Raw genomic sequence first — 19,291 nt, forward strand, 5'->3', positions numbered from 1 at the left:
CTATAACGATAGTAATCACTTTGAGTGTCGATATCGATATTTTAGACATTAATTAGCTTGGTCCATGTCTGAAATAGTTGTTTTATAGGCCAGCGCGGGGGCCAAAATCCACACTTCCGTATTTAGAAGTCCGAGAAGTCTTTAGCTAATGTCGGGGGCTGATCTCGCCTCGGATTAGTTAGAATGCGACGCATAGAGCGTACTCTCTCATCTCTCAAATCCTGATCGATGCAAATCGATGTTCGTTTGTAGCACTTCGATATCACCGAAACGTGTATGGAAAGATGAGACTACAGCGGGTTTAGAGTGGCTGTAATGCGTGTATTTGGACGAATCGTCAAGCGGAAGCCACTCCAAGTTGGCTCTCACCACCATTTTATGTTGAACTAATGACTATATCGCCGAATTTCGAAGATTCTCAAGAGCGTAGTCACTCAGACGCTGCGCGACCACAAATCGAGTTATCCCTACCCGATTCCAGTCTCCTTCTTCAACAACGTTAGTGTGTCATCTGCCGTCACCATCGGCGAGTGTTCGTACTCACCAGTCAATTCGACTTGTACGAGCAGATCCACCGCACGCCAAATCGAGTACAACAGGCACGCAAACGCGAAATAAAAGAATCGGAGTCCGAAGCCTTTCGATGTCATCGCGGCCATGAACCGTTTAATCGATCTGTAGCCGCTCTCGATCTCCCACCGATACCCATACTCAGTGAGGAAGCCACTACCGCGATTGGACATGAACACTGAATACTGGCGGTGGTCGTCATGCTCAGAGTCTTCCTTCCGTCGGTAGATCAGCGTCGTCTCGTGCCATCGTTCTATCCCAGACTACGCCTTCATACTATTCAGGAACTATGTCAAAATTCCACATGCATTGAGAAGGTCGGTCTCAATTTTTATCAGCGGAGGCCACAACTGAGCCTGCCGTCCAACGGTGAGATCCGGCTTTTCTGAGACTGCTGTTGAGATATTGTAGAATAGTATTCTATTTTAAAATAGTGTGCTATTCGTCCGGTTCTGAAAGAGCAGACTCGCGGGCTTGTTCGAACCGTTCGGCCACCTCTTCTACGATATCTTCCTCCACGACGGTTCGCAGAAGTGCATCAGTCATCTCGCGAACGACGATGTTCTGGTAGCCCTGTTGGTTGAGCTCCCGCTCTAATTCGTACTTCAGCCAGGAATCGAAGTCCTCAATCGTAGTCTCACGAGCATAGAAGGGGCGCTGTTTGGCAGCCTCGTAGCTGAACGCAGTATCGGTCATCGGGTCACGGGGCTTGACCGATTCTTGTACAGGGGCCTCCGCGGTTGTCTCCGAATCGGACGCCTCATCCGTCTCTTGTGTTTCGTCATCCGGTTCATCCTCGAGCGTCTCCCCGAGGTCGGCGAACGGGTCGTCCTCAGACATGACGGACCACCTCTCCTGCCTCAACGATGTGTGCCAGCTCGTCGAAACACTTCAACTGGTCACAGTCAGGGTCGAAGTCCAGCAGCGGTTTGCGCTCACCGTAGGCCTTCGTGATGCTCGTACGGTCCCGGATACCCGGTGAAGGTTTGAGGTCACCGGCGTCAACGGCCTCCCAGTCCGTAATCCGCGCGAAGTTCGGGATGCGATCTTGGAGATTATCATGCGAGTTGAGCCGTTCGAGCAACTGTCGATCCTGCGTCTGCTGGTCAATACGGCCGCTCAACATATTCGGAACCAGCGCCAGGACGTCGACGTCCATATGCTGCCGAAGCGGTGAAATCTGTCGTTCGATGGTCCGCTCTAGGCCGGCCATCGCCTCGTTTCCGGGGGCAAGCGGAAGCACTAGATTCGTCGTCGCGACGAGTGCGTTATCCGTGAGTCGGGACCGGTACGCCGGCGAATCCGTGACGATGTAATCGTATGTGTCTCCGAGGAGTGGGTCGACAACTTCTCGCTTGAGCAGTGCAGAGGGTTGGAACACGTCGCCGACGACGATCTCCCGTTCGACCTGTTCTAAGTCCTCGCTGGACGGGAGAATGTCGAACTCGTAGCCAGTATCGTAGACGACAGAGGTCGGATCAGCATCGTCGAAGAAGACGTCGCCGATAGTTTCTTCGGTGTTGTGATACTGGTCGTCAAAGCCTAAACCAACGGACGCGTGGCCGTTCGGATCAAGATCGATGAGGAGCACATCGTGCTCCTGTGCGGCCAGCTGCCGGGCGAGGTTGACAGCAATCGTCGATTTGCCGACACCCCCCTTCAGCATACACACCGATACAGCCCGAGAGTTCCCGTCGGTCTGTATCGAATTATATGGGCTATTCGGACTATTCGTTCTATCTATGCTATTCTTACTATTTGAGCCATCCATGCTATTCAGCAGTATCACCTCCTCTCAACTTAAATCTGTGGTGAATAGTGCGAATGATTTTCTATTCTGAAATAGTATTCTATTCTGAAATAGTTAGTGTAGAGTCAGTGAACGTGGCTCAGGAGACGAGCGCCAACGTGACATCCTCCGCGCCGTGAACGGCGCGGCTTCCCACGCATGGGGAATACCAGCTAAGTTTCGCTGTTGCTGGTAGAGGGTACCGACCCGTGGAACGCCGAGAGAGTCATTTGCGAGTGTTTCTCGCTCGTCTCTCGGTGGGTCGCGGTGCTGTCACAGACACTCCCATCCCGAGGCGAGTCATTGCCTGCCGGTTTCAGCGGCACGCTCTCTCCCCACGGGTCAGCCCGGTGTGCAACGTTGATTGCGCCGTTTATATCGCCCTGAAACTTCGTGATGTGGCACCCGTCGTTGGTACACCGGAACGTGGCTTGTGCGGCTCTGTTTCCGATGTGACCGCAAGCGTGGCACGTCTGGCTGGTGTACTCCGGTCGGACGTACTCGACTGGGATACCAGCCTCTCGTGCCTTGTCCTCGACACGGTTCTGTAACCGAGCAAACGCCCACGCATGGAGTCGCCGGTTCATGTACGAACCGTAGTCCAATTCTTCGCGGATGTACGTCAGATTCTCCATCACGAGTACCGGCTTCTCGAACCGGCGGGCATACTCAACAGCCCGCCGAGACGCCTTCTCGACAATATCAGTGAGCGCGTTCTGGTAGTGGTCGAATCGCTCGTCTATCCGCCACTCGGCGGCGTCACGCTCTTGGAGTCGTTTCAGAGTCGTGTGCATCTCCTTGCGAAGATGCTTCGCACGGCTCCCGTCACACACGAACGGGCCAGTTGGTGAACCGTCCTTGAGGGCACAGCCCGTTATCAGGGCGGTTTCACCAATATCCAGACCGATGTGCGTCACGTCGTCGCCGTCTGTCGCGTACTCGGGTTCTTCAACCGGAAATTCGACAGTGACGTGTAGCGTCCACGATGTGCGATTCTGTTGCAGGCGGAGTTGCCCTGCGGATGCGTCCCCGTCTACGAGGTCGTGCCAAAGCCCCTCTTGTTCGGGGTTGATACGAAGCGGTATCCAGAAATTCGTTCCGCGACCGGGTTGCGGTGCCCACCATGTGAACTCATAGTCTCGCGCCGGAGAGTGGTCAAACTCGGCGGCTTGGTTGGTGAGCCGAACCGGGTGGTCATCGTCTAACTCCTGTGCGTCGTAGGTGTCGTGAAGTTGTGGGACGTAGTTGCACAGTGCCGCTTTCGCCTGATACGGCAGGTCGTAGGGCGTCACCACGTCGCTGGTTGCGTTCATCGTGTCGCACCCGGCGTCGAACCCCTCGTGTAGCCCCTCACGGTAGGTGTCGAGCAGGTCACACAGTTTCCGCTCCTTGTGTGCTGTCGGCGGGGCAAGAGTCGCTTCGAGCGTCTTAGTCGCCGTTTTCATCCGTCTCTAACCCTTGTTCGATTAGCTCGCGGTAGGCACGCGGATGGCGGATACCATTCTCACGAGCGTACTCTTTGACCCGCTCGTGTAAGTCGCCACCGCGCTCCATATCTATCTCCGTTCGCACAAGAATTTGTACGTTTCTACCCCACTAAATACTTACGTTGGGTATTCAGCCAGGCAACAGTCACGGAGATTGTGGCAAGAGGCTTACGCGATTCACTCCCGCCCTGCTTAGTCCTCGGTTCCGACAGAGCGTCGGAACACTCGTCCTTCGCGGGAAGGGCGGGATTCTCTCGCTGAATCAAGATAGAGCGAAGTTCAGATTCGATATCCGTCAGTTCCTGGTTTCACTGGGAATGGGTCGTCACCGGGCAGGCGGCGACAGCGGCGGAGCTGAAGCACCAGCGATGGATGCGTCCACAGCGGCGGCCGCAGCTGACACGGCGGACACCGAGCCACAGCCACTGCGACGCCCGTGCCGGGCAACCCTGGAACCGATGCTGGAACCAACGCCGACACCGGGTGATACCAACTGCGAGTTCGGTGAGACGTTCACCGTCGGAGCAGTGACCAGACGATTGGCTTCGCTATCGGTCCCGAAATGAAGCACTTCTACGATGAGCTTCGTGCGAGCGATGGCGTTGACGTCGATCTGGGCAACGAGTTCCGTGACCAGCTAGAGCGGTTGGCGAATCGGCATCCCGAGGTCGCTGACAAGGCCCGACGAAAGTTTGAGATAGATTCAGAATAGGTCTAATTTAAGATTAGTATTAAACTGCCGTTTAGGGCGATGAAAAACCTCTATAGAAGTCGCAGCTACCACTCACACCTTCTATGCGGATAGCTCATCAATCGGAGCCAAGTACTCGTCCTCCCATTCCCGATGGGCTTGAAGATCTCGCACACCACGCCTCGTCAACTGATATTCGTTCTCTCGTCCGTTCTTAGCCTTCTTTTTGATAAGTCCCTTTTCGACTAGATCATCCAGCTGTGGATAGACACGTCCTACTGTGATTTCCTCAGAGTAGTACTCCTGCAGTTCTGCGGTCAATTCTGTCCCCATCGGACTGTCCATACCTGCGATAACGACCATCATATCGCGCTTGAAGCTATTCACATCGTACATCCTGTCAAACCAAATGCCACCTGCGAGAGTCATAATCTTATCCGTTCGCACTTAGCGTAATTCCACTTAATCCCCTTTTCAAACACTGTACTGCTACTTCATCTTATCCACAATGTTCATTTTATCAACCCCTCTTGCGTGGAGGCTCCAAACGATGTCCAATCCAACAGACGACGCATTGCTGACCGAACTCGCAACCCATCAGAATCGAAAGCTCATGCTCTGGCAGCTTGCAGCAGACGGGCGCACGTTTTGCGGCATCCAGTTCATCGTCCAGGAGCGTGACCTGCAGGCCGCACCCGTCGACGAACAAGTCCAAGCCTTCGCCGACGACATGCTCTTGGACAGTGAGATCCGCCCAGAGTACGATTCGATGGCTGACTGGGACGCTCTAGAAGCGAACCACGGTGACACTGCCGACCAGTACCTCTCGACCTGACCCGCCTCAGAGCGATTTTGTGCTGCCTCACTGGCTGGAGGCTTTCCAGTATGTTGCCTACAGCCGAACCACCGTTCGATCCGATCTTCGTCGAGGAACCGCCACTCAGTCCAAACTACGAACAGACGATCATCGACAACGTCGGCTTGCCATTCTACGCCGACGTTGACCGTCCAGACGAAGCGCCTGCTAATGAGCGTGAGCGAACTATCGACCTCGCGGAACGAATCCTGCGCGCCGGCGGCGTCCGAACTGGCTTCGGCCATAACGAGGAAGTCCGGACCTCGATGGAGTCGTGGGCTCCCGATGCCGGTGAAGAGTGCGACGCTGACCCCGGCTACTGGCGCACTCATGTTCTCTTGATGTCTCCTCAGGAGATGAATTTCGGGCAGCTAAACGGCGAACCCAAGGAGAAGCACAAGAAAGCCAAGACAGTGCTTGCCTGGGCTGCGGACTGTATCGACGCCGATGTTCTTCAGGAAATTGAGCGGTCCCAAGCCGAGGATATCAAGCAGGCGTGGCGGGATGCAGTAGAGGCCGAACTAACGCAGCGTGAGATCGAGCAGTTTGCTGAGGACCCGCCGGAAGCGCTCGATGGGTGGACGAGACTTGACGCCAACCACGACGCTGTCAAGGTCGCATACGTCGCTGACAACCACGGGACGCCATCGGTCGCGGCCGTCTTTGAAGACGCTGACAGCGAGTTGGAGGCGCTTGAGTTTACGCTGGAAGAGTGGCAAGAGAACGACGGCAATCCTCGTGAGGCCCGGCTGAACCGGTACTGCGTCACCACTGACGGCGACGGGGCCTACGCCCAACTTCGGTCGCATCTGCTGACATTCGAGGTCGAGCCGATGGAGCCACTCGAAGTGTAGGCCATTCCTGCGCTGAGCATGGTCACATCCCAGGTTCACCACACCGTGTTTCGAGTGTAAACACTACTGCTGTCTGGTGGTTTTTCACCGGAAATGGTGGTGTGTCTGCACGCGTGAGCAGTAGTCATTTGATGGTGGCAGTACTGGATCGAATATGTCGTTCAGTGTCAACTGGCACACGCTGTTGGAGGAGGCTGATGAACTCCCACCTGATGTAGTGCTGGTGACGCCACTCTCACATACGCCATTCCGGATCAGTGAGACACAGGAACACCGAATCATCGTCGACTACGTGGAAAAGGATGAGACACGACCACTCCAGCGCGAACAGTTCGAAACGCTGTTTCGGCGAGTGCATGACGAACCAAATCAGGAGTTCGCTCTTGACCGATTGCCACCCGACGCCGAACCCTTCGCTACGGTCTGGTCGCTCCATCCACGAATAGAGATTGATGAAGATGCCGGCATCATCCGACAGAGCGACCTCGAAACCACGACACAGATCGCTACGACCGGCGATGAGGATAAAGAAACCGAGCGCACTGAACCGGATCTGCAGGTGTACAGCGACGCACTTCTATTGACTGATGCGCTTGAGCGCCACGACGTCGACACGTTTGGCGATATCGAGACGGATACACTGGTGGACCTGTACACGATGCTGTCGGATGTCCAGCGGAGTGCCAACGACCTTCGGAAAGCGGTCGCTGACGTCATCCTGAGTCGGCTCCATCACGATCAGCCAGTCAGCGGGCAGTTTGGCTCCGTCCAGCGGACCGCACGCCGCCAACGCTCGCTCAAAGATGAGGAGACTGTGCTGAACGCACTGGAGGCTGCCGGGATTGACCGTGAGCGCGTGACGAGTGTTGATCGAGACAAGGTAGACGATGCTCTGGAGGTTACTGAACTGTCTGAGACAGATCTGTACGATATCGAGAGTACCGAGTACGTCCGCAAAGCCGATGTTGACGAGGAGACCAAAGAGACCCGGCTTCAGGGGCTGAAAGATCGCCTTGTCGCCAGCGATGCTGACGATGACGAAGTTCAGCAACTCCAAGACGAGATTGCGGAACTCGAAGACCGCATCGAGGAGTTGACCTCGTTTGACTCCGGGGCGTCCTATCACACGTCTTCAGCGACCGAATAAGCGCTCATTGGTATACTGAGCTTTCCTGTAGTCGGGACAGAGGTGCTACTGCTCAAACGGGTTATCAGGTGTCGTGAGGCGAGTGAGTGAGGAAACACCGTCAAATCCGTCGTCAAAGCTGTAGAGATATTCGATCTCTTCTCGTTGCATCGTTGCGACAATAATGGCATCAGTCAGTGAAAGGGACTCGTAGCGTCGGAACAGCGACCGGCCAGTGTCGAAATCAGATTTTGAACTCTGTCTGAGTGAGAACCCGCTGCTCTCGATGATAGCATCAAGCGTTTCAGTCGCAACATTGTGCCCAGCCCTTGCCTGAAGATAATTGATGACCTCTTCGAGCACGTCACTCAGGATGTACGCTGTCGGGAGGACTCCTTGGTCTACCGCCTGTGTAATTGCTTTGCCACGTTCGTGATTCTGATCGCGAGAGAGACGAGTAGCGATGAGGACGTTTGCGTCGACAACAACCGCGGCCATCAGTAGTCTCCAGCAATGAGATCGTGGTCGTCAGCGGCATCAGTTGGTTCGCCTACGTCGACTGGCTCTAGTTGTGAGAACGCTCCATAGTGTTGCTTGACGAGTTTGATTGAAAGCTTCCCGTCATCGTCGACATGCCAGCGGATTTTGTCACCAGCTTCAACACCAGCCTCTCTCCGTACCGCTGCTGGGACCGTCACAGAATAGCTCTCGTTCACTGTCGTTTCGTCTTCGACTTCGTGGGACATATGTACAGGTTCGGGGTAGTCGCTAAAATAATTTGCCTCTAAATTTGCCGTGGGGTGAGGTCTCTCAGAGACGTGATACCACCATGTGCGGAGGTACACGCTACAGCTGTTTCACTCACTTGAATAGGTGAAGAAACTATATTCAGCGATTGATCTCGTAAGCCGATAGCAATTTTTTGCACCCCCAGTCGGATGCGGGGCGGTCCAGTGAGAGCGTCCCGACAGTACCCATGGCATCGAAGACCACCAACAGCGATCAGACCGGAGAACAGCAATCAGCATCCAGCGAAGCGCAGTTCCCAGACCTTACAGTCCACGCCGAGGGGACCGCAGATCGACTTCGGCGCGTGAATGAACCCGGGAAGGCCGATTGTCTCGAAACAGTCGAGGTTGAGCTAGCTGTCGAGTACGATATCGACTCCTCCGACGAGTGGCGCAATCTCGTCGACCCAGACTACGCCATACACGGACGGACCGTTGAGAAGGGCACGATCATCGACGACTTGCTCGACAGACTTGAAGGCCACTACCGCCGGCAGTCGTCCTCTAGATATGAAGCCCCGGACTGGAATCTCACGGTGACCGGCTCGGCGACTGCTTGGCGACGACTCTTGATGGAATTTACCCAGATGCGCGGTTCAGATTCCGACCGTGCCCACAAAGGCACCCTTCGTCTCAAACGGTTGCTCGCCGCAGACCTCGTAGACACAGGCGCAGCGCTGGCTGCCCTCGAACTCATCAACCAGTATGATCTGGACAGGGCCACGGACACGTTCATCGCAGAAGTGACAGACAGCACGGGCGACGAGTAGCCAACTCGTCCTGTCTTGGTCTCTGTCGGTTTGTGCTTCCCTCGGGGCTGGAGTTTAAATACGATGACGAACGCAACCAAGCGTGTGACTGATCGAAATCCTGAGTACGATCCCGCTGATATCCTCGGCGCAGCGAGTTCCGATCCTGAAACGAGGGGGAACGGACGGGAACGAGTCCTCGACTCCACCGGCTATCCCGACCGTACAGAGGATGATGCTCGTACCTGTACGACCTGTGGGCAGGATATCCCACAGGATGAACACCAGTGTCCGTTCTGCGCTCAAACCGGCATCTCAGAGATTCCTTCCAACGATCAAGGTAGTAGTCCACTTGGGGAGTGGACGTTCGGGCGGGTTGTTCTGGCGCTCGTCGAAGCGAACACTGACTTCCATGCACGAGCCCTCGGCGCTGCGGCCTTCTCCGTGTCTGATAGCATCGCGAGCGGCGAGGATGTCTCTCACGGGACGGTGAAGTGCCGAGCAGCATTTGGGACGGAGCCAGCCGCCACTCTCACGCAAGGCTGGCCCGACCTGCCGACCGAAACCACAATCCACGAGGAACCCGGACAGGCGCTCTTGGAGACAGCCGACGAACAGACCAACTGGGACGGGGATGGGGACGACGTCCAGCCACGGATCTATCTCGAGGACGGGTCGCCAGTCACCGACCGCTCGGAGTTCCAGCAGATTCTGACTGAGTTCCGGGAGGACGACGGCACGTACTGGCTTGTTCCCGGCGTTGTGAAGCGCCATCAGGCAAGAGCCGAACCGGAGATAATTGGAATCGGGTTCCACTGTCGGCAGTGTGGCGCCGTGACGGGACACGAATCTCACGGGCTCGATGGCTTCGAGTGTCACCCACATCTTGACCGCATGATCTGGACCTGCAGAGAGTGTGGGCAGCACCGACACGAACCTGAGCAGGAAGATGACACGGCGGACGTCACGGGCTATGAGCATCTTCCCGACGGCGTCTCACCGGAGGATATCCACGGCGACGAGCCAGACTTCCAGGAACAAGCGTTTCAGGACCAGATCAGTGCCTATCGCGAGCGGAATGGCTTCTTCCCGTGGGAACGGTAGTCCTCAGTTGAAATTGCAGTCAATCCGGTAGTAGCCGATCCAAAACGACACTCGTCCCGTCCTCGGTCCGGGGCACTGTATTCTCCAGCAAGTGCTCATCACTTTCGTCGACGTCGAGAATGCCGGTTTCGACGAGACGGGGACCGTCCTCCCGTTCGGCGGTGAGGGTCAGGCACAGCTGGCCGTCGACCTTCCCACCGACAACCGAAATCGTCGCAACTTCGTCGGGAAACGAGACGGTCGTCCAGCCATCGGGTTTCCGGACCCGCAATTCGGGCATCAGTTCTTCTTCTCTCGGCGAAAAGCATCAGCACTCTGGCTGGTATCCGAGCCATTTTGTGTCTCCCTCGGAGCCGGAGGAGATCATGAGTACCACAGAGCCTTCCTTCGAGGAGTATGACTTCGACCGCGGTGATGGCGTCCGAGCCGACTGGACCGACGGAGACGGCCCACTAGATGCAGTCGTCGGAACCGTTACAGAGATTTCGTGTTCCGGCGGCAACGTGATCGTCGCTGTCGAGGCTGACGACGACCAGTACCCCGAGCACTCGATCTACGGCGGCACACACGATTGCGCTCCCGAGTGGGTCGAACCGCTAGAGCAATCCTAGTCTGACAGCAAGGGAACTCGCCCGTATTTTGTGAGCCTCCGCCGAGTGAGAGGCGTTCCAGGGAAACCCGATCAGCCATATCCGAACAGGCAGGCGATCCAGACCAGTATCAAGATGGATCTGTCACACCTGTTGTGACCACTGGAATTGCTGTGGTCGCTCCGTTCGTGTTACGACCACTCACTACACTCCTGTACGAATGGGGTCGCTCCCGGTTGCTGCAGCTAGCAAACAGCGGCGTCAACGGCGGCAGGGCACGTACCACCGCGTCCAGTAGCGTTGGTTCAGTGTCGGTTCGTGTCCTATCCGGCGTGTGTCACAGGGTTAGGGCGTAGACTCCACCACAACGGGTGTGACGCCACCTGTCGCGGCTTTGTGGTCGCTGTTCTCCAACAGATCGAGGCCGATGTAGCGTTTTTCGAGTAACCCTTCGGCGGTCGCCATATCCATCGCGAGGATCTCGGTTCGGGTCTGATCCCGTCCGACCTGCCGGGTTTTCTCGACGATGTCGTCGCCGCCGATGTCGACCAGTGTCTCCCAGACGCGCTTGATCGTCTGGCGATGGGGCTCCTTCCCGAGTTCCGCGGTGAGGGCCGTCTGCAGGTCGGCTTTCGTCATGAACACGCCGCTGCCGTCGGTTCGTGTCGTGGCAAATTCGGGCCAGCGCTTGGCGATGCTGATGGCGCGATAGGTGTTCTGGCGGTTCGACCGTTCGACGAACATCGCCTTGACTTTCGACTGGCGGCAGTTCGCGAAGAAATCCAGCGGTGAACTGCTGGGTTCGATGCCCTCGGGGAGCTGCTCGGCGTCCTCCTGGTGGTCGGTGTTGGCTTCGAGTTGCTGGGCTTTGGCGATAGCACTCTTGGCGACATCGCGGGTAGTCTCCTGCTGGGTTTCGAGCTCGTCGAGGCGCTGGTCGTTCGTGGAGGCGTCACCGACGGCGGTGGTGGCAACCTTGTGGGTCTGTTCGAGGTCGGCCTCTAGTTCGGTGACGCGTTCGTGGAGGTCATCGATAGTCGCGACCAGCGTCTCAAGAACACTCGAAACGAGGGGTGACACGTCGCCGTCGAGATCGCTGACGAGCGCTTGGAGTTCGTCGGTATCCATCTCAGCCTGTCCGATGTCCATGTCGAGGTGGTCGGCGAGGGCTTGGTCGGTCTCGTTGTCGTCGTCGGGGTTTGTTTGTCGTGGCATTGTGACCACAGGACCCGTGTTCGGAATCGAACCGAGCAGTGCTGACCACAGCACGGGCTCTCGGTGACGTAGCTGGCGCTCTCTAGACGCGGTGGTTGGCTCGTGGCAACCCCGCTCCGTCTAGTGGATTTGTGTCGTGGCACCGCGCCGACGACGAGCAGTCTGTATGTGCTGTTGTCGCCCGGACCGGCGTGGCACTGGGTTCACCGGTCGCGCTCCACTGGTGGCAGTGGTACAGTCGTGGCCGAGGCCGTGGAGGCTTCGAGTGGCTGGGCGACCGGCTGCGGGTGGCCATGGAGATAGGCCGGGCGGCGCAAGTGGTGCGTACTCATTGTGGGCCTCCGCTGACGGCGAGGAGCACCTGTCTGGCTTCGCGTGTTCGTCTGGTTGTGGTGTCTGTCTGGGCCAGTGCAAGTCGGGCTGCGCAGGCGTCGAGGCGTGCTTGGGTGTAGCTGCGCTCGTAGCCCGGCGGATCGAGGACGCTCTGGCAGTACTCGATGACGGCGGCGTCAGTGTCGGCGTTTGATAAGAGGCACTTGGCTGTCGATAGTCTACGCTCCTGACGGTCCTGTGCGGTATCGTTTTGTGGTCTGATTGCTTCGGTCATGATGCCGTGCGCGACCGGGTCAGCGGGGCCCTAACCCCGGTGGCTCGATTTTGGTAGCCTATTGTTCCCCGGCGAGTCGCGCATATTCGGTGATGTACCATCACAAGCACTTAGTGGTTGGCATCGTACTGTGACAAATACAGTAGAACAATGCCACAAGTCATAGAACAAGGTATGCCCGACAAATCCGGCGGAAATAACAGCAAACCCGCTGAAAATAGCAGTATGGGTAAGGAGGAAAGAGTGAGACAAGTGCTGGGTCTGTTGGTCGAAACAGAGCTTCACCTCCCGCCAAACGTTATTTTCCACAACTGTAAGGAGAGAGGTGCTACGTTCGAAAGACGGACTGTTAATCGATATCTGAAGGAACTGCTTAAGGAAGGATACGTAGAGAGAGTTGAGAGTACTGATGGGTTCTACAAAGCGACTGAAAAGGGACGAAGATACTACTACGGAGACCAATCTTAGCGCTTCTTTTTGGCATAGTACTATGACAAGCACTAAGTAGCCGGAAGCCGTGACTATTGAGTAGGAACAGACGCGCTGCTGGGCGATTTTGTGCCTTCGAGAACACGAGTTGCCCACCGTGGTCACAACACGGCAGGCGCGTCGGTTCCTGGAAGAACCATGAGTAAGTCTGCCTCGCCGACTAGTAAATCTGTCGGCACGACTGACGCACATCCACAGGAACGTATCGCTCGCGAACTGCTCACCCAGAGCCGCCCGCTTTTCCTCGGTGTCGACGGCGAAGGTGCGGCCCACTACTGGGACTCATATGAATTCGCTGTGGCCGTCGTTGCGACGGACGACCAAGCCGAGAAGGTCCCACTCGCCGAGACGCCGTATGAAACACTCGCAGGCTGGTGCGAGTACACGCAGGACGAACGCGGCTGGGCCGTCGGCCCACACGTCAGGGGCTCGCTCGTCGATGATCTCGCTCGGGGGCTGAACGCATGAGCAAGACTGTTCGCTGCACAGTCGAGAACCGCCAGCGCGTTCGCCGGGCCGCCCGAGCGTTGCGGGAGACCGCGCCGATCGCGGTGGTCGAGACGACGCCACCGGTCCGTTCGGAACACGACGCCTGGACGCTCGACGCCGTACTGCGAGAGACAGAGGGCGTCCCGCCGGAAGTGCTTCGGGAGCTGGCGCTGGCTGGACTGACGTTGCAGCCGACGCCCACGCAGGCTGAGCATCAACACGTCGTGGCGACGGCGTAACAACACCTGCGCCACTCTTTTTGAGTCGTGCCTGAAACCGCTCGCCGATCTTGAATCCCGCACACGCACAACTCGAAAAATACCGGAACAGACAAGTGTACGTCCTATCTAGCTGTGGCGGAACAACGACCGGTGCCGATATTCTCAGTAGTTTTGGTGGCAAACCAAGCGGGAACTATGCTACCGTAAATTTTGAATCCTATACGGTGAGTGCGCTAACGAACAAGCTGTGATAACAGATGTGCTGGTCAGGGGCTAAGGCCTACAGACATCGGTTGACTTCCCTGCAGAACTCCTGAAAACTGTCTGCACCCGCTTGGTCCGCAATATCCCGAAGTGTCCCAGTGCTAATAGAATCGTGCATTGGGACTGTTACTCTACGCCTGTCAGCGGGATTATCTGGATGTTCATAGTAAAGCACACGATGACTGCCGTGTCCACCTGCTGGTTCAAAACCCCACTCATTGATTAATACCTTCGCTATTTCACGCCCCGAAAAGTCCCGCCGCGTCATGTCCCTTACATATCGACTATCATTAAAAAGCGTTCGCTTACCGGGGTGTAAATGGAAAAATGGATTAAAACGGTGGTTCGCCGCCAGAATTCTCCTCTGGGTCGATATCTAGTTCTTCATAAATCTGGTCTGGTTTTACTTCTCCGCCGGTTGTGTGAGCTTCGATGGCATCAGCCAATTCCCGCAGCGCCTCTACACGGGATTCGCCATCAGATGCGATACCAGTGAGGACATCATGGGCAGAGAATCCTGTTTCCTCCTTTACTAAGACTACCTGATCGCGTTCTCGCCACCAAGCCTGTGACCGCTCACCAAATATGATCCGCTTGAGTTCGCCTTCTTCTTCGAGTTCTTTCAGTCGACGATCCGCAGTCTGGCGCTTAATGTCGAACTCATCGGCCACGTCGCCCGCGCTCAGTACCGGTTGCTCTCGCGTATCGAAGTAGTGCAACAATTCGCCGTCAGTCACGTCTTTTTTGAATTTCCCGTCGTTTCCCCTAGTCATAACGAATTTTTCTTGAAACTACTCACACATAAACCCATGTGACCATTGTAACTTGGTGATAATTGGAGCCAGAATCAGCCGCTATTTATAGTATAAAATATACTATATAAAATGAGAAAATTATTTCGCAGGGAGCCACTTATAATTATTACAGATATTCGACACTGTGAAGCCATTTCCGCTTCACCGACTAGTAAATCTGTCAGCACGACCGACACACACCTTGCCTCCGAACTGCTGATCTAGGGCCGTCCGCTGGTTTTGAGCGTCGATGGCGAGGGCACAGCCCTACTGGGACAACTGCGAGTTCGCCGTGGCTGTTGTCGAAGTTGAGGGTGACGCCGAGAAGGTCGTGTTGTCGCATACGCCCGATGAGACGCTTCTCGACTGCTGCGAATACACGCGTGGCGAGCGTGGTGGAACGTTGAGTCACACGTCGGCAGATCACTGGTCGGCGATTTTGTCTGAGGTGTTGAGGCATGAGCTGTACCGTGGAGGAACGCAAGCGTGCTCGGCGTGCTGCCCGGGCCATTCCAGAGGTAGTTGCTACTGGGTCCGTCGACGTGCTTGCGCCGAGCGCCGGCCAGTACGGTGAATGGACGCTCGACGCCGTACTGTGTGGTTCGGGATGTTCCGCCAGAGGTGCTACGAGAGTTAGCCCTAGCCGGGTTGACAATGCAACCGACGCCGTCGCAGACTGAGTATCAGCATATGGCAGCGACAGTGTAGGCCTGCAAGTGCTACAACAGATGGTGCACCGTTCGGCTAGTAACTGTGATTCTCAACAAAGCTAGAAGCTATCACATATAATAGTAGTACTGCGGCTGGACATCTATGCCCCGATTTTTTGACTCGGCCAATATTGCACCGACAGATCGAGCGACCTTGATTGTAACTGGTTGCTTTTTACAGAACGAAGAGGTATTCCAATCAAGCTTGGTAAATGACAATATTTCTCGGCATATCTCTCTATATGAGGTGTGATTGATATCTGGGTCCAACTCGACAGTTATCGGTGTCGGGATTCTTGGACCGGGATATGTCTCTAGTGATGGGACATAGCCCTGAGTATAGAGAAAGTACTTGTTCGTATTCCGGGGGTGTAAGACTGTACCTCTGAGTGGTGGGTAGTCACCTGATGGAAACAGACGAATTCCATCACCTTCTCTTATTGTGACGAAGTCTAATTTTGGAATATCCGATGCAGCGTTGAGGAACCCTTCTTTCTCTTCATCATGGAATCGAGAAGTTTTGTGGAGAACTAACCTCTCTGGCCGAGGCTTGTTCATCGTATATTGGTCTAGAATTTGGGTTACGATGTCCTCAGCACTATCTTTTGTGAGGTGGTAATTCGATTTTGAATCGTCTTTAATCGCGGGATCGCCCCAAACTACAAAACTTTCGCCAGTATCGAGAAACACTTGAGCAAGAGAGGCATGGGCTTTACTTCGATCACCATGGCGCTCTCGATAGAATGAGATTCCAGCGTAGCAGGTATCTTCGGCCAGATCGGCTACTTTCCATGGCTTCCCTTCTCTAGACTTATATAGTAGACCGACCGAAAGATTCCAAGCGACTTCTGCTTTAGACTGGCCAGTTCCATCGAAATGAACACTGGCCGGCCGAATCAGTTGTGTGGGAACATCATACTTTAGACCAAAGGTCTTAATCCGGTCATGAAAGTCGGTTGGACCATCCTTCATTTTCGCCTTATTTACCCCTGAGCTTGTACATGCATCTTCGATTTCTTCAGGAATGGCAACGATGACAACGTCCGGCGGCGGGTCGTTTCGACGCTTCAAGATTTGCAACCGTTTGTCCATCTGATCCAGTAATATTCCGACGTTTTTACTTGGACTATCGTGCTGTGTAATATGGTCCAAATCTCGTCTTGTGAACTCACTCTGATGACGATCCATCAACACAAATGAGGCTTCAAACGGTGAATTGGGGCCCATTGAGGGGAAAGGTGGTTGATGTCTCTTAACTTCCTCACTGTTCCTAGGAATGACCGTCTCCATCTCTTGAAGTAAGCCTTTCACCGCACTGATTGATCGGTTTGTACCAATGAGACCAATTTTAATCTCATTATGACCCGATGACCCCGGTGTCCACGGTCCGTATTCCATCAGACCTGCTCTGGGATCCTTTGCTTCCCCAGTTTTGAATTTCAACGATGGCTCCTCAATGTATTCCGTTTCAAAATCCATTATTGGAAATCACCCAGTTGCTTCTGCTGCTGGCTAGTATCCCGTTCTTCGACCTCCTGCCTGTCTTCAGGAGGGCGCTTCCCAACTGATAATCTGCCAATCTTCTTTAGTCCAATCTCTTGTTCATCTGCGTTTGCAGATGTTGTCTTATCCATGCCTAGGATTTTTCTCCAGTGGCGATACTCGCTGAAGGCTTGGCTATTTGTATAGTCGTTCTGATTAAATTTGTCTGTCAGCCGGTCACGGCCGGGACCTCGTATCAACGTTCGCTTCCCACCACTCTCTGTGAAGTGATTCCGAACTAAAATCGAGAGGTAGAATCTCCCTGCGAAATCATGAACCTTGAGTTTCGCAGATCTATGTCTCACAAACGTGTCTTCTTCATCGAACACTTTTGTTATCAACTGGTCCTCAACGTGTTGTGTCTCAACGGCCAGAGACGGATGCTTGAATAGCAAGTAATAATCACCTCTGTATTTTACGCATTGACAATAGTCATCTGACTCATAGTATTCTCCGCTAGCGTTCTTATTAAAAGTCGAAGAGAACTCCCTTGTTACAATATTCCGACATATCTCTTTCATTAAGAGTGTTTTCGCCCCTAATTTATTCTCGGATTCCTGTGCCCAGGAACTGAACGGTTCCACCGACACTGTATCCATCTCTGTGGTGCGCTCCACAGGCCCGGGGAATTCATCCGGTGGACGGAGCGAATAGACTCTATTATTTTCGAACCAAAAAGGGGCGGTTCTCGGTATTGTATTCTGAACCCTTGAATCGAACACACTAGAATCAAGAAATCCCACATACAGATTTGTTGGAAGAGGGTCTAATTTTCCAAAATTCGCGTTAAGTTGTGAGGCTTCGTTGAGCGGTTCTCGCTCCGAAATAAACTGATTGATCTGATACTTGTCGGAGTTCTGAAGCCGGTCTGTGTCCATCTTGAGGACTTCATAACTGGCCTTATGTATCTTGGTAGAGGATACGAAATCAAGGAACTTCTCAAAGCGTGCTTCCTCGAAGTTTTGTTTTTCCTCCGGTTGAAAATTGGCGTCTTCTCTGATTCTCTCGTAAAATTCACGGACTGCGCTATCCCGTTGAATACCCGGATCGAAGATTTTCCTCCATGCGCTGATATTGCTTAGATCTCTGGCAAAAACATGGAATTCAAAAGGGCCGTCTGATAGATATCTGAAAAAGTATCTTCCTACTTCGGTAAGGAAGCCATCGTTAGTTCGGCTTACTTTGGAATACTTTGCTTCAACGTAGACATCTTCATCACCGTGTTCATGAGTCTTCCTGAAGATCAAATCAGCAGTGTCATTATCATCAACAGAATCCTCAACTAAATCATATCCCCGAGCTTCCCAGTAGAGTTTGATCTGATCTTTATAATCCTCTGAATGCTGAAAATTAACTTCCCTCCCTCCTTCGTGATTCTGAAACATCTGGTTAATTATAATATTCTACCAGTATATCATACAGGCAACCCAGCAACAATTGCCTGTAGACAACCGAAAAGCGCTTTTACTTCTATACTTGATAATTAGTCAACATGGTGACTTCTGAGTCTGTTAATTTAGACGACATTGTTCCCGTACTATATCAGGAACGAAGCTATTCCACACCTTTGAGGACCAAAGCCTTTCACAAGCTCATTTACTTTATTCATAAAGAACTCTCTGCAGAGCCAGAGATTGAATCAAATATTGGGCTGTTTTGGTACAAGTACGGGACCTGTGCCCGGACCTCCCAGAGCCCTCTTTTAGAAGTCGTTGAGACAGGCGGTGGTCATGAGATCAAGCTAAATGAATCGGGAGTTAGCACCGACCTCTCTACTTCTGCCGAATGGACTGTCAGAGATGTAGTGACAGGGGTTCTGGAAAGATACTATGAAAGAGGGTTAGAAGGAATCACTGATTTGCAGTACGAAGATGCACCGTATCAACTCCAGCGCAACTACCGCCAGCTGGACAAACGGATTGGGTCAATCAAATCTTCTGGAGACGTGAACACAACGGAATTTGACCGCGTTGGGTTTCGCAGGCTATTGAATGACTTCGTTCAGGTGTATCCAACTGAGGCATTTCCTGAACACGAAAATGAGCTGTACCACTGTTACAGCATTCTAAGCGAGCGAATAGACAATCCTGAAGCAACGATAGGTCATCTTGAGCGAGTTCTTGATACCTTCTGGTCTCTGTTCTGTGTGGATTTAGCGGAGTCCACTGCTACGAATACCTCATCAATGAGTGTACTATCTGACTTGGGAATTGATGAGCCACATGAGGCGAAAGAGGAACTGCGGGAACAGATTCACGAGTATGATGAAGACTATTTGACTGTGAAGGAAACCTCAGAGGTTGCTGATGAAGCCGCTGAAGCAGTGATGGTTTCCCGGCTGAGGGCGGACTGAAAC

General features: G+C 54.0%; 25 protein-coding genes and 3 pseudogenes. 13 read left to right on the forward strand and 15 right to left on the reverse strand.

Annotated features, from left to right (window positions below; translation table 11 throughout):
- Positions 1–467 precede the first annotated feature (467 nt).
- The 5 genes and pseudogenes from SG26_RS22080 to SG26_RS22085 form a co-directional block, all read right to left on the reverse strand.
- A pseudogene (locus SG26_RS22080) lies at positions 468–830 on the reverse strand (transposase); the annotation flags it as partial.
- 178 nt (positions 831–1,008) lie between these two features.
- A complete protein-coding gene (locus SG26_RS19445; protein WP_050007892.1) occupies positions 1,009–1,410 on the reverse strand; it encodes a hypothetical protein in 402 nt (133 codons plus the stop codon).
- Positions 1,403–2,341, reverse strand: coding sequence for a ParA family protein (locus tag SG26_RS19450; RefSeq protein ID WP_079980878.1), 939 nt, complete (start codon positions 2,339–2,341; stop codon positions 1,403–1,405). The genes SG26_RS19445 and SG26_RS19450 overlap by 8 nt, the downstream gene beginning before the upstream one ends.
- 191 nt (positions 2,342–2,532) lie before the next feature.
- Entirely contained in the window at positions 2,533–3,804 is a 1,272-nt protein-coding gene (locus SG26_RS19455) for an RNA-guided endonuclease TnpB family protein (protein WP_050038586.1), read from the reverse strand.
- Positions 3,788–3,913 (reverse strand): hypothetical protein, encoded by a 126-nt coding sequence (locus tag SG26_RS22085; RefSeq protein WP_255355564.1) that lies wholly within the window; start codon positions 3,911–3,913, stop codon positions 3,788–3,790. The genes SG26_RS19455 and SG26_RS22085 overlap by 17 nt, the downstream gene beginning before the upstream one ends.
- Before the next feature lie 250 nt (positions 3,914–4,163).
- On the opposite strand from SG26_RS22085, the gene SG26_RS19460 reads away from it, so the two are divergent.
- Positions 4,164–4,412: a hypothetical protein gene (locus SG26_RS19460; protein WP_050007894.1), complete on the forward strand. Its 249-nt coding sequence runs from the start codon at positions 4,164–4,166 to the stop codon at positions 4,410–4,412.
- A 227-nt stretch (positions 4,413–4,639) separates the two neighbouring features.
- Here the strand turns inward: SG26_RS19460 and SG26_RS19465 are convergent, their stop codons facing one another.
- Positions 4,640–4,966, reverse strand: coding sequence for a PadR family transcriptional regulator (locus SG26_RS19465; protein WP_079980879.1), 327 nt, complete (start codon positions 4,964–4,966; stop codon positions 4,640–4,642).
- A gap of 121 nt (positions 4,967–5,087) precedes the next feature.
- Here SG26_RS19465 and SG26_RS19470 point away from each other — a divergent pair, with 121 nt between their 5' ends.
- From SG26_RS19470 to SG26_RS19480, 3 genes are all read left to right on the forward strand, one after another.
- Positions 5,088–5,372: a hypothetical protein gene (locus SG26_RS19470; protein WP_050007895.1), complete on the forward strand. Its 285-nt coding sequence runs from the start codon at positions 5,088–5,090 to the stop codon at positions 5,370–5,372.
- A gap of 50 nt (positions 5,373–5,422) precedes the next feature.
- The gene (locus tag SG26_RS19475; protein ID WP_050038587.1) at positions 5,423–6,247 is read left to right on the forward strand and encodes a hypothetical protein; all 825 of its coding nucleotides are present in this window, start codon (positions 5,423–5,425) and stop codon (positions 6,245–6,247) included.
- Between the two features lie 154 nt (positions 6,248–6,401).
- Entirely contained in the window at positions 6,402–7,394 is a 993-nt protein-coding gene (locus tag SG26_RS19480) for a hypothetical protein (protein WP_050038588.1), read from the forward strand.
- Between the two features lie 45 nt (positions 7,395–7,439).
- Here the strand turns inward: SG26_RS19480 and SG26_RS19485 are convergent, their stop codons facing one another.
- A complete protein-coding gene (locus SG26_RS19485) occupies positions 7,440–7,871 on the reverse strand; it encodes a type II toxin-antitoxin system VapC family toxin (RefSeq protein WP_050038589.1) in 432 nt (143 codons plus the stop codon).
- The gene (locus tag SG26_RS19490; protein ID WP_004966486.1) at positions 7,871–8,119 is read right to left on the reverse strand and encodes an AbrB/MazE/SpoVT family DNA-binding domain-containing protein; all 249 of its coding nucleotides are present in this window, start codon (positions 8,117–8,119) and stop codon (positions 7,871–7,873) included. Before SG26_RS19490 ends, SG26_RS19485 begins: the two co-directional genes overlap by 1 nt.
- Positions 8,120–8,349: 230 nt before the next feature.
- Here SG26_RS19490 and SG26_RS19495 point away from each other — a divergent pair, with 230 nt between their 5' ends.
- Both SG26_RS19495 and SG26_RS19500 read left to right on the forward strand, forming a co-directional pair.
- Positions 8,350–8,931 (forward strand): hypothetical protein, encoded by a 582-nt coding sequence (locus tag SG26_RS19495; protein WP_050038590.1) that lies wholly within the window; start codon positions 8,350–8,352, stop codon positions 8,929–8,931.
- A 63-nt stretch (positions 8,932–8,994) separates the two neighbouring features.
- Positions 8,995–10,014, forward strand: coding sequence for a hypothetical protein (locus tag SG26_RS19500; protein ID WP_050038591.1), 1,020 nt, complete (start codon positions 8,995–8,997; stop codon positions 10,012–10,014).
- Positions 10,015–10,033: 19 nt separating this feature from the next.
- On the opposite strand, the gene SG26_RS19505 is transcribed toward SG26_RS19500, so the two are convergent.
- A complete protein-coding gene (locus tag SG26_RS19505) occupies positions 10,034–10,294 on the reverse strand; it encodes a hypothetical protein (RefSeq protein ID WP_050038592.1) in 261 nt (86 codons plus the stop codon).
- An 85-nt stretch (positions 10,295–10,379) separates the two neighbouring features.
- Between SG26_RS19505 and SG26_RS19510 the strand changes: the two genes are divergently transcribed.
- Positions 10,380–10,625 carry a hypothetical protein gene (locus tag SG26_RS19510; RefSeq protein ID WP_050038593.1) on the forward strand — a complete coding sequence of 82 codons (246 nt, stop codon included), beginning with the start codon at positions 10,380–10,382 and terminating at the stop codon, positions 10,623–10,625.
- A gap of 324 nt (positions 10,626–10,949) precedes the next feature.
- On the opposite strand, the gene SG26_RS19515 is transcribed toward SG26_RS19510, so the two are convergent.
- Together SG26_RS19515 and SG26_RS19520 are read right to left on the reverse strand one after the other, a co-directional pair.
- The gene (locus tag SG26_RS19515; protein WP_050038594.1) at positions 10,950–11,819 is read right to left on the reverse strand and encodes a hypothetical protein; all 870 of its coding nucleotides are present in this window, start codon (positions 11,817–11,819) and stop codon (positions 10,950–10,952) included.
- Between the two features lie 328 nt (positions 11,820–12,147).
- A complete protein-coding gene (locus SG26_RS19520) occupies positions 12,148–12,426 on the reverse strand; it encodes a hypothetical protein (RefSeq protein ID WP_008313668.1) in 279 nt (92 codons plus the stop codon).
- A 174-nt stretch (positions 12,427–12,600) separates the two neighbouring features.
- On the opposite strand from SG26_RS19520, the gene SG26_RS21320 reads away from it, so the two are divergent.
- The 3 genes from SG26_RS21320 to SG26_RS19530 all read left to right on the forward strand — a co-directional run bounded on the left by SG26_RS21320 (position 12,601) and on the right by SG26_RS19530 (position 13,643).
- On the forward strand, positions 12,601–12,894 hold the full coding sequence (locus tag SG26_RS21320; RefSeq protein WP_151104259.1) for a hypothetical protein: 294 nt from the start codon (positions 12,601–12,603) through the stop codon (positions 12,892–12,894).
- Between the two features lie 159 nt (positions 12,895–13,053).
- The gene (locus SG26_RS19525; RefSeq protein WP_050038595.1) at positions 13,054–13,383 is read left to right on the forward strand and encodes a hypothetical protein; all 330 of its coding nucleotides are present in this window, start codon (positions 13,054–13,056) and stop codon (positions 13,381–13,383) included.
- Complete coding sequence (locus SG26_RS19530; RefSeq protein ID WP_050038596.1) at positions 13,380–13,643, forward strand: hypothetical protein; 264 nt, start codon at positions 13,380–13,382, stop codon at positions 13,641–13,643. Before SG26_RS19525 ends, SG26_RS19530 begins: the two co-directional genes overlap by 4 nt.
- Positions 13,644–13,905: 262 nt before the next feature.
- Here the strand turns inward: SG26_RS19530 and SG26_RS20885 are convergent, their stop codons facing one another.
- Together SG26_RS20885 and SG26_RS19535 are read right to left on the reverse strand one after the other, a co-directional pair.
- Positions 13,906–14,157, reverse strand: a complete 252-nt coding sequence (locus tag SG26_RS20885; RefSeq protein ID WP_079980880.1) for a type II toxin-antitoxin system HicA family toxin — start codon at positions 14,155–14,157, stop codon at positions 13,906–13,908.
- 64 nt (positions 14,158–14,221) lie between these two features.
- A complete protein-coding gene (locus SG26_RS19535; RefSeq protein ID WP_050038597.1) occupies positions 14,222–14,662 on the reverse strand; it encodes a hypothetical protein in 441 nt (146 codons plus the stop codon).
- A 234-nt stretch (positions 14,663–14,896) separates the two neighbouring features.
- Here SG26_RS19535 and SG26_RS22090 point away from each other — a divergent pair.
- Positions 14,897–15,130: pseudogene (locus SG26_RS22090) on the forward strand (hypothetical protein).
- Between the two features lie 11 nt (positions 15,131–15,141).
- A pseudogene (locus SG26_RS22095) lies at positions 15,142–15,391 on the forward strand (hypothetical protein).
- A gap of 71 nt (positions 15,392–15,462) precedes the next feature.
- Here the strand turns inward: SG26_RS22095 and SG26_RS20900 are convergent.
- Both SG26_RS20900 and SG26_RS19540 read right to left on the reverse strand, forming a co-directional pair.
- Positions 15,463–16,872, reverse strand: a complete 1,410-nt coding sequence (locus tag SG26_RS20900) for a hypothetical protein (protein WP_191449733.1) — start codon at positions 16,870–16,872, stop codon at positions 15,463–15,465.
- Positions 16,872–18,320, reverse strand: coding sequence for a hypothetical protein (locus SG26_RS19540; RefSeq protein WP_050038598.1), 1,449 nt, complete (start codon positions 18,318–18,320; stop codon positions 16,872–16,874). Before SG26_RS19540 ends, SG26_RS20900 begins: the two co-directional genes overlap by 1 nt.
- Before the next feature lie 107 nt (positions 18,321–18,427).
- On the opposite strand from SG26_RS19540, the gene SG26_RS19545 reads away from it, so the two are divergent.
- Positions 18,428–19,288 (forward strand): hypothetical protein, encoded by an 861-nt coding sequence (locus SG26_RS19545; protein WP_050038599.1) that lies wholly within the window; start codon positions 18,428–18,430, stop codon positions 19,286–19,288.
- Positions 19,289–19,291: the final 3 nt, after the last annotated feature.

This window comes from Haloarcula sp. CBA1115, from assembly GCF_000827835.1.
Taxonomy (GTDB): domain Archaea; phylum Halobacteriota; class Halobacteria; order Halobacteriales; family Haloarculaceae; genus Haloarcula; species Haloarcula hispanica.

What these genes read in the sequence shown, in the direction of transcription:
- SG26_RS19445 (WP_050007892.1), bottom strand. Translation starts at nt 1,410, where the DNA reads ATGTCTGAGGACGACCCGTTCGCCGACCTCGGGGAGACGCTCGAGGAT.
- SG26_RS19450 (WP_079980878.1), bottom strand. Translation starts at nt 2,341, where the DNA reads ATGGATGGCTCAAATAGTAAGAATAGCATAGATAGAACGAATAGTCCG.
- SG26_RS19455 (WP_050038586.1), bottom strand. Translation starts at nt 3,804, where the DNA reads ATGAAAACGGCGACTAAGACGCTCGAAGCGACTCTTGCCCCGCCGACA.
- SG26_RS22085 (WP_255355564.1), bottom strand. Translation starts at nt 3,913, where the DNA reads ATGGAGCGCGGTGGCGACTTACACGAGCGGGTCAAAGAGTACGCTCGT.
- SG26_RS19460 (WP_050007894.1), top strand. Translation starts at nt 4,164, where the DNA reads ATGGGTCGTCACCGGGCAGGCGGCGACAGCGGCGGAGCTGAAGCACCA.
- SG26_RS19465 (WP_079980879.1), bottom strand. Translation starts at nt 4,966, where the DNA reads ATGACTCTCGCAGGTGGCATTTGGTTTGACAGGATGTACGATGTGAAT.
- SG26_RS19470 (WP_050007895.1), top strand. Translation starts at nt 5,088, where the DNA reads ATGTCCAATCCAACAGACGACGCATTGCTGACCGAACTCGCAACCCAT.
- SG26_RS19475 (WP_050038587.1), top strand. Translation starts at nt 5,423, where the DNA reads ATGTTGCCTACAGCCGAACCACCGTTCGATCCGATCTTCGTCGAGGAA.
- SG26_RS19480 (WP_050038588.1), top strand. Translation starts at nt 6,402, where the DNA reads ATGTCGTTCAGTGTCAACTGGCACACGCTGTTGGAGGAGGCTGATGAA.
- SG26_RS19485 (WP_050038589.1), bottom strand. Translation starts at nt 7,871, where the DNA reads ATGGCCGCGGTTGTTGTCGACGCAAACGTCCTCATCGCTACTCGTCTC.
- SG26_RS19490 (WP_004966486.1), bottom strand. Translation starts at nt 8,119, where the DNA reads ATGTCCCACGAAGTCGAAGACGAAACGACAGTGAACGAGAGCTATTCT.
- SG26_RS19495 (WP_050038590.1), top strand. Translation starts at nt 8,350, where the DNA reads ATGGCATCGAAGACCACCAACAGCGATCAGACCGGAGAACAGCAATCA.
- SG26_RS19500 (WP_050038591.1), top strand. Translation starts at nt 8,995, where the DNA reads ATGACGAACGCAACCAAGCGTGTGACTGATCGAAATCCTGAGTACGAT.
- SG26_RS19505 (WP_050038592.1), bottom strand. Translation starts at nt 10,294, where the DNA reads ATGCCCGAATTGCGGGTCCGGAAACCCGATGGCTGGACGACCGTCTCG.
- SG26_RS19510 (WP_050038593.1), top strand. Translation starts at nt 10,380, where the DNA reads ATGAGTACCACAGAGCCTTCCTTCGAGGAGTATGACTTCGACCGCGGT.
- SG26_RS19515 (WP_050038594.1), bottom strand. Translation starts at nt 11,819, where the DNA reads ATGCCACGACAAACAAACCCCGACGACGACAACGAGACCGACCAAGCC.
- SG26_RS19520 (WP_008313668.1), bottom strand. Translation starts at nt 12,426, where the DNA reads ATGACCGAAGCAATCAGACCACAAAACGATACCGCACAGGACCGTCAG.
- SG26_RS21320 (WP_151104259.1), top strand. Translation starts at nt 12,601, where the DNA reads ATGCCCGACAAATCCGGCGGAAATAACAGCAAACCCGCTGAAAATAGC.
- SG26_RS19525 (WP_050038595.1), top strand. Translation starts at nt 13,054, where the DNA reads ATGAGTAAGTCTGCCTCGCCGACTAGTAAATCTGTCGGCACGACTGAC.
- SG26_RS19530 (WP_050038596.1), top strand. Translation starts at nt 13,380, where the DNA reads ATGAGCAAGACTGTTCGCTGCACAGTCGAGAACCGCCAGCGCGTTCGC.
- SG26_RS20885 (WP_079980880.1), bottom strand. Translation starts at nt 14,157, where the DNA reads ATGACGCGGCGGGACTTTTCGGGGCGTGAAATAGCGAAGGTATTAATC.
- SG26_RS19535 (WP_050038597.1), bottom strand. Translation starts at nt 14,662, where the DNA reads ATGACTAGGGGAAACGACGGGAAATTCAAAAAAGACGTGACTGACGGC.
- SG26_RS20900 (WP_191449733.1), bottom strand. Translation starts at nt 16,872, where the DNA reads ATGGATTTTGAAACGGAATACATTGAGGAGCCATCGTTGAAATTCAAA.
- SG26_RS19540 (WP_050038598.1), bottom strand. Translation starts at nt 18,320, where the DNA reads ATGTTTCAGAATCACGAAGGAGGGAGGGAAGTTAATTTTCAGCATTCA.
- SG26_RS19545 (WP_050038599.1), top strand. Translation starts at nt 18,428, where the DNA reads ATGGTGACTTCTGAGTCTGTTAATTTAGACGACATTGTTCCCGTACTA.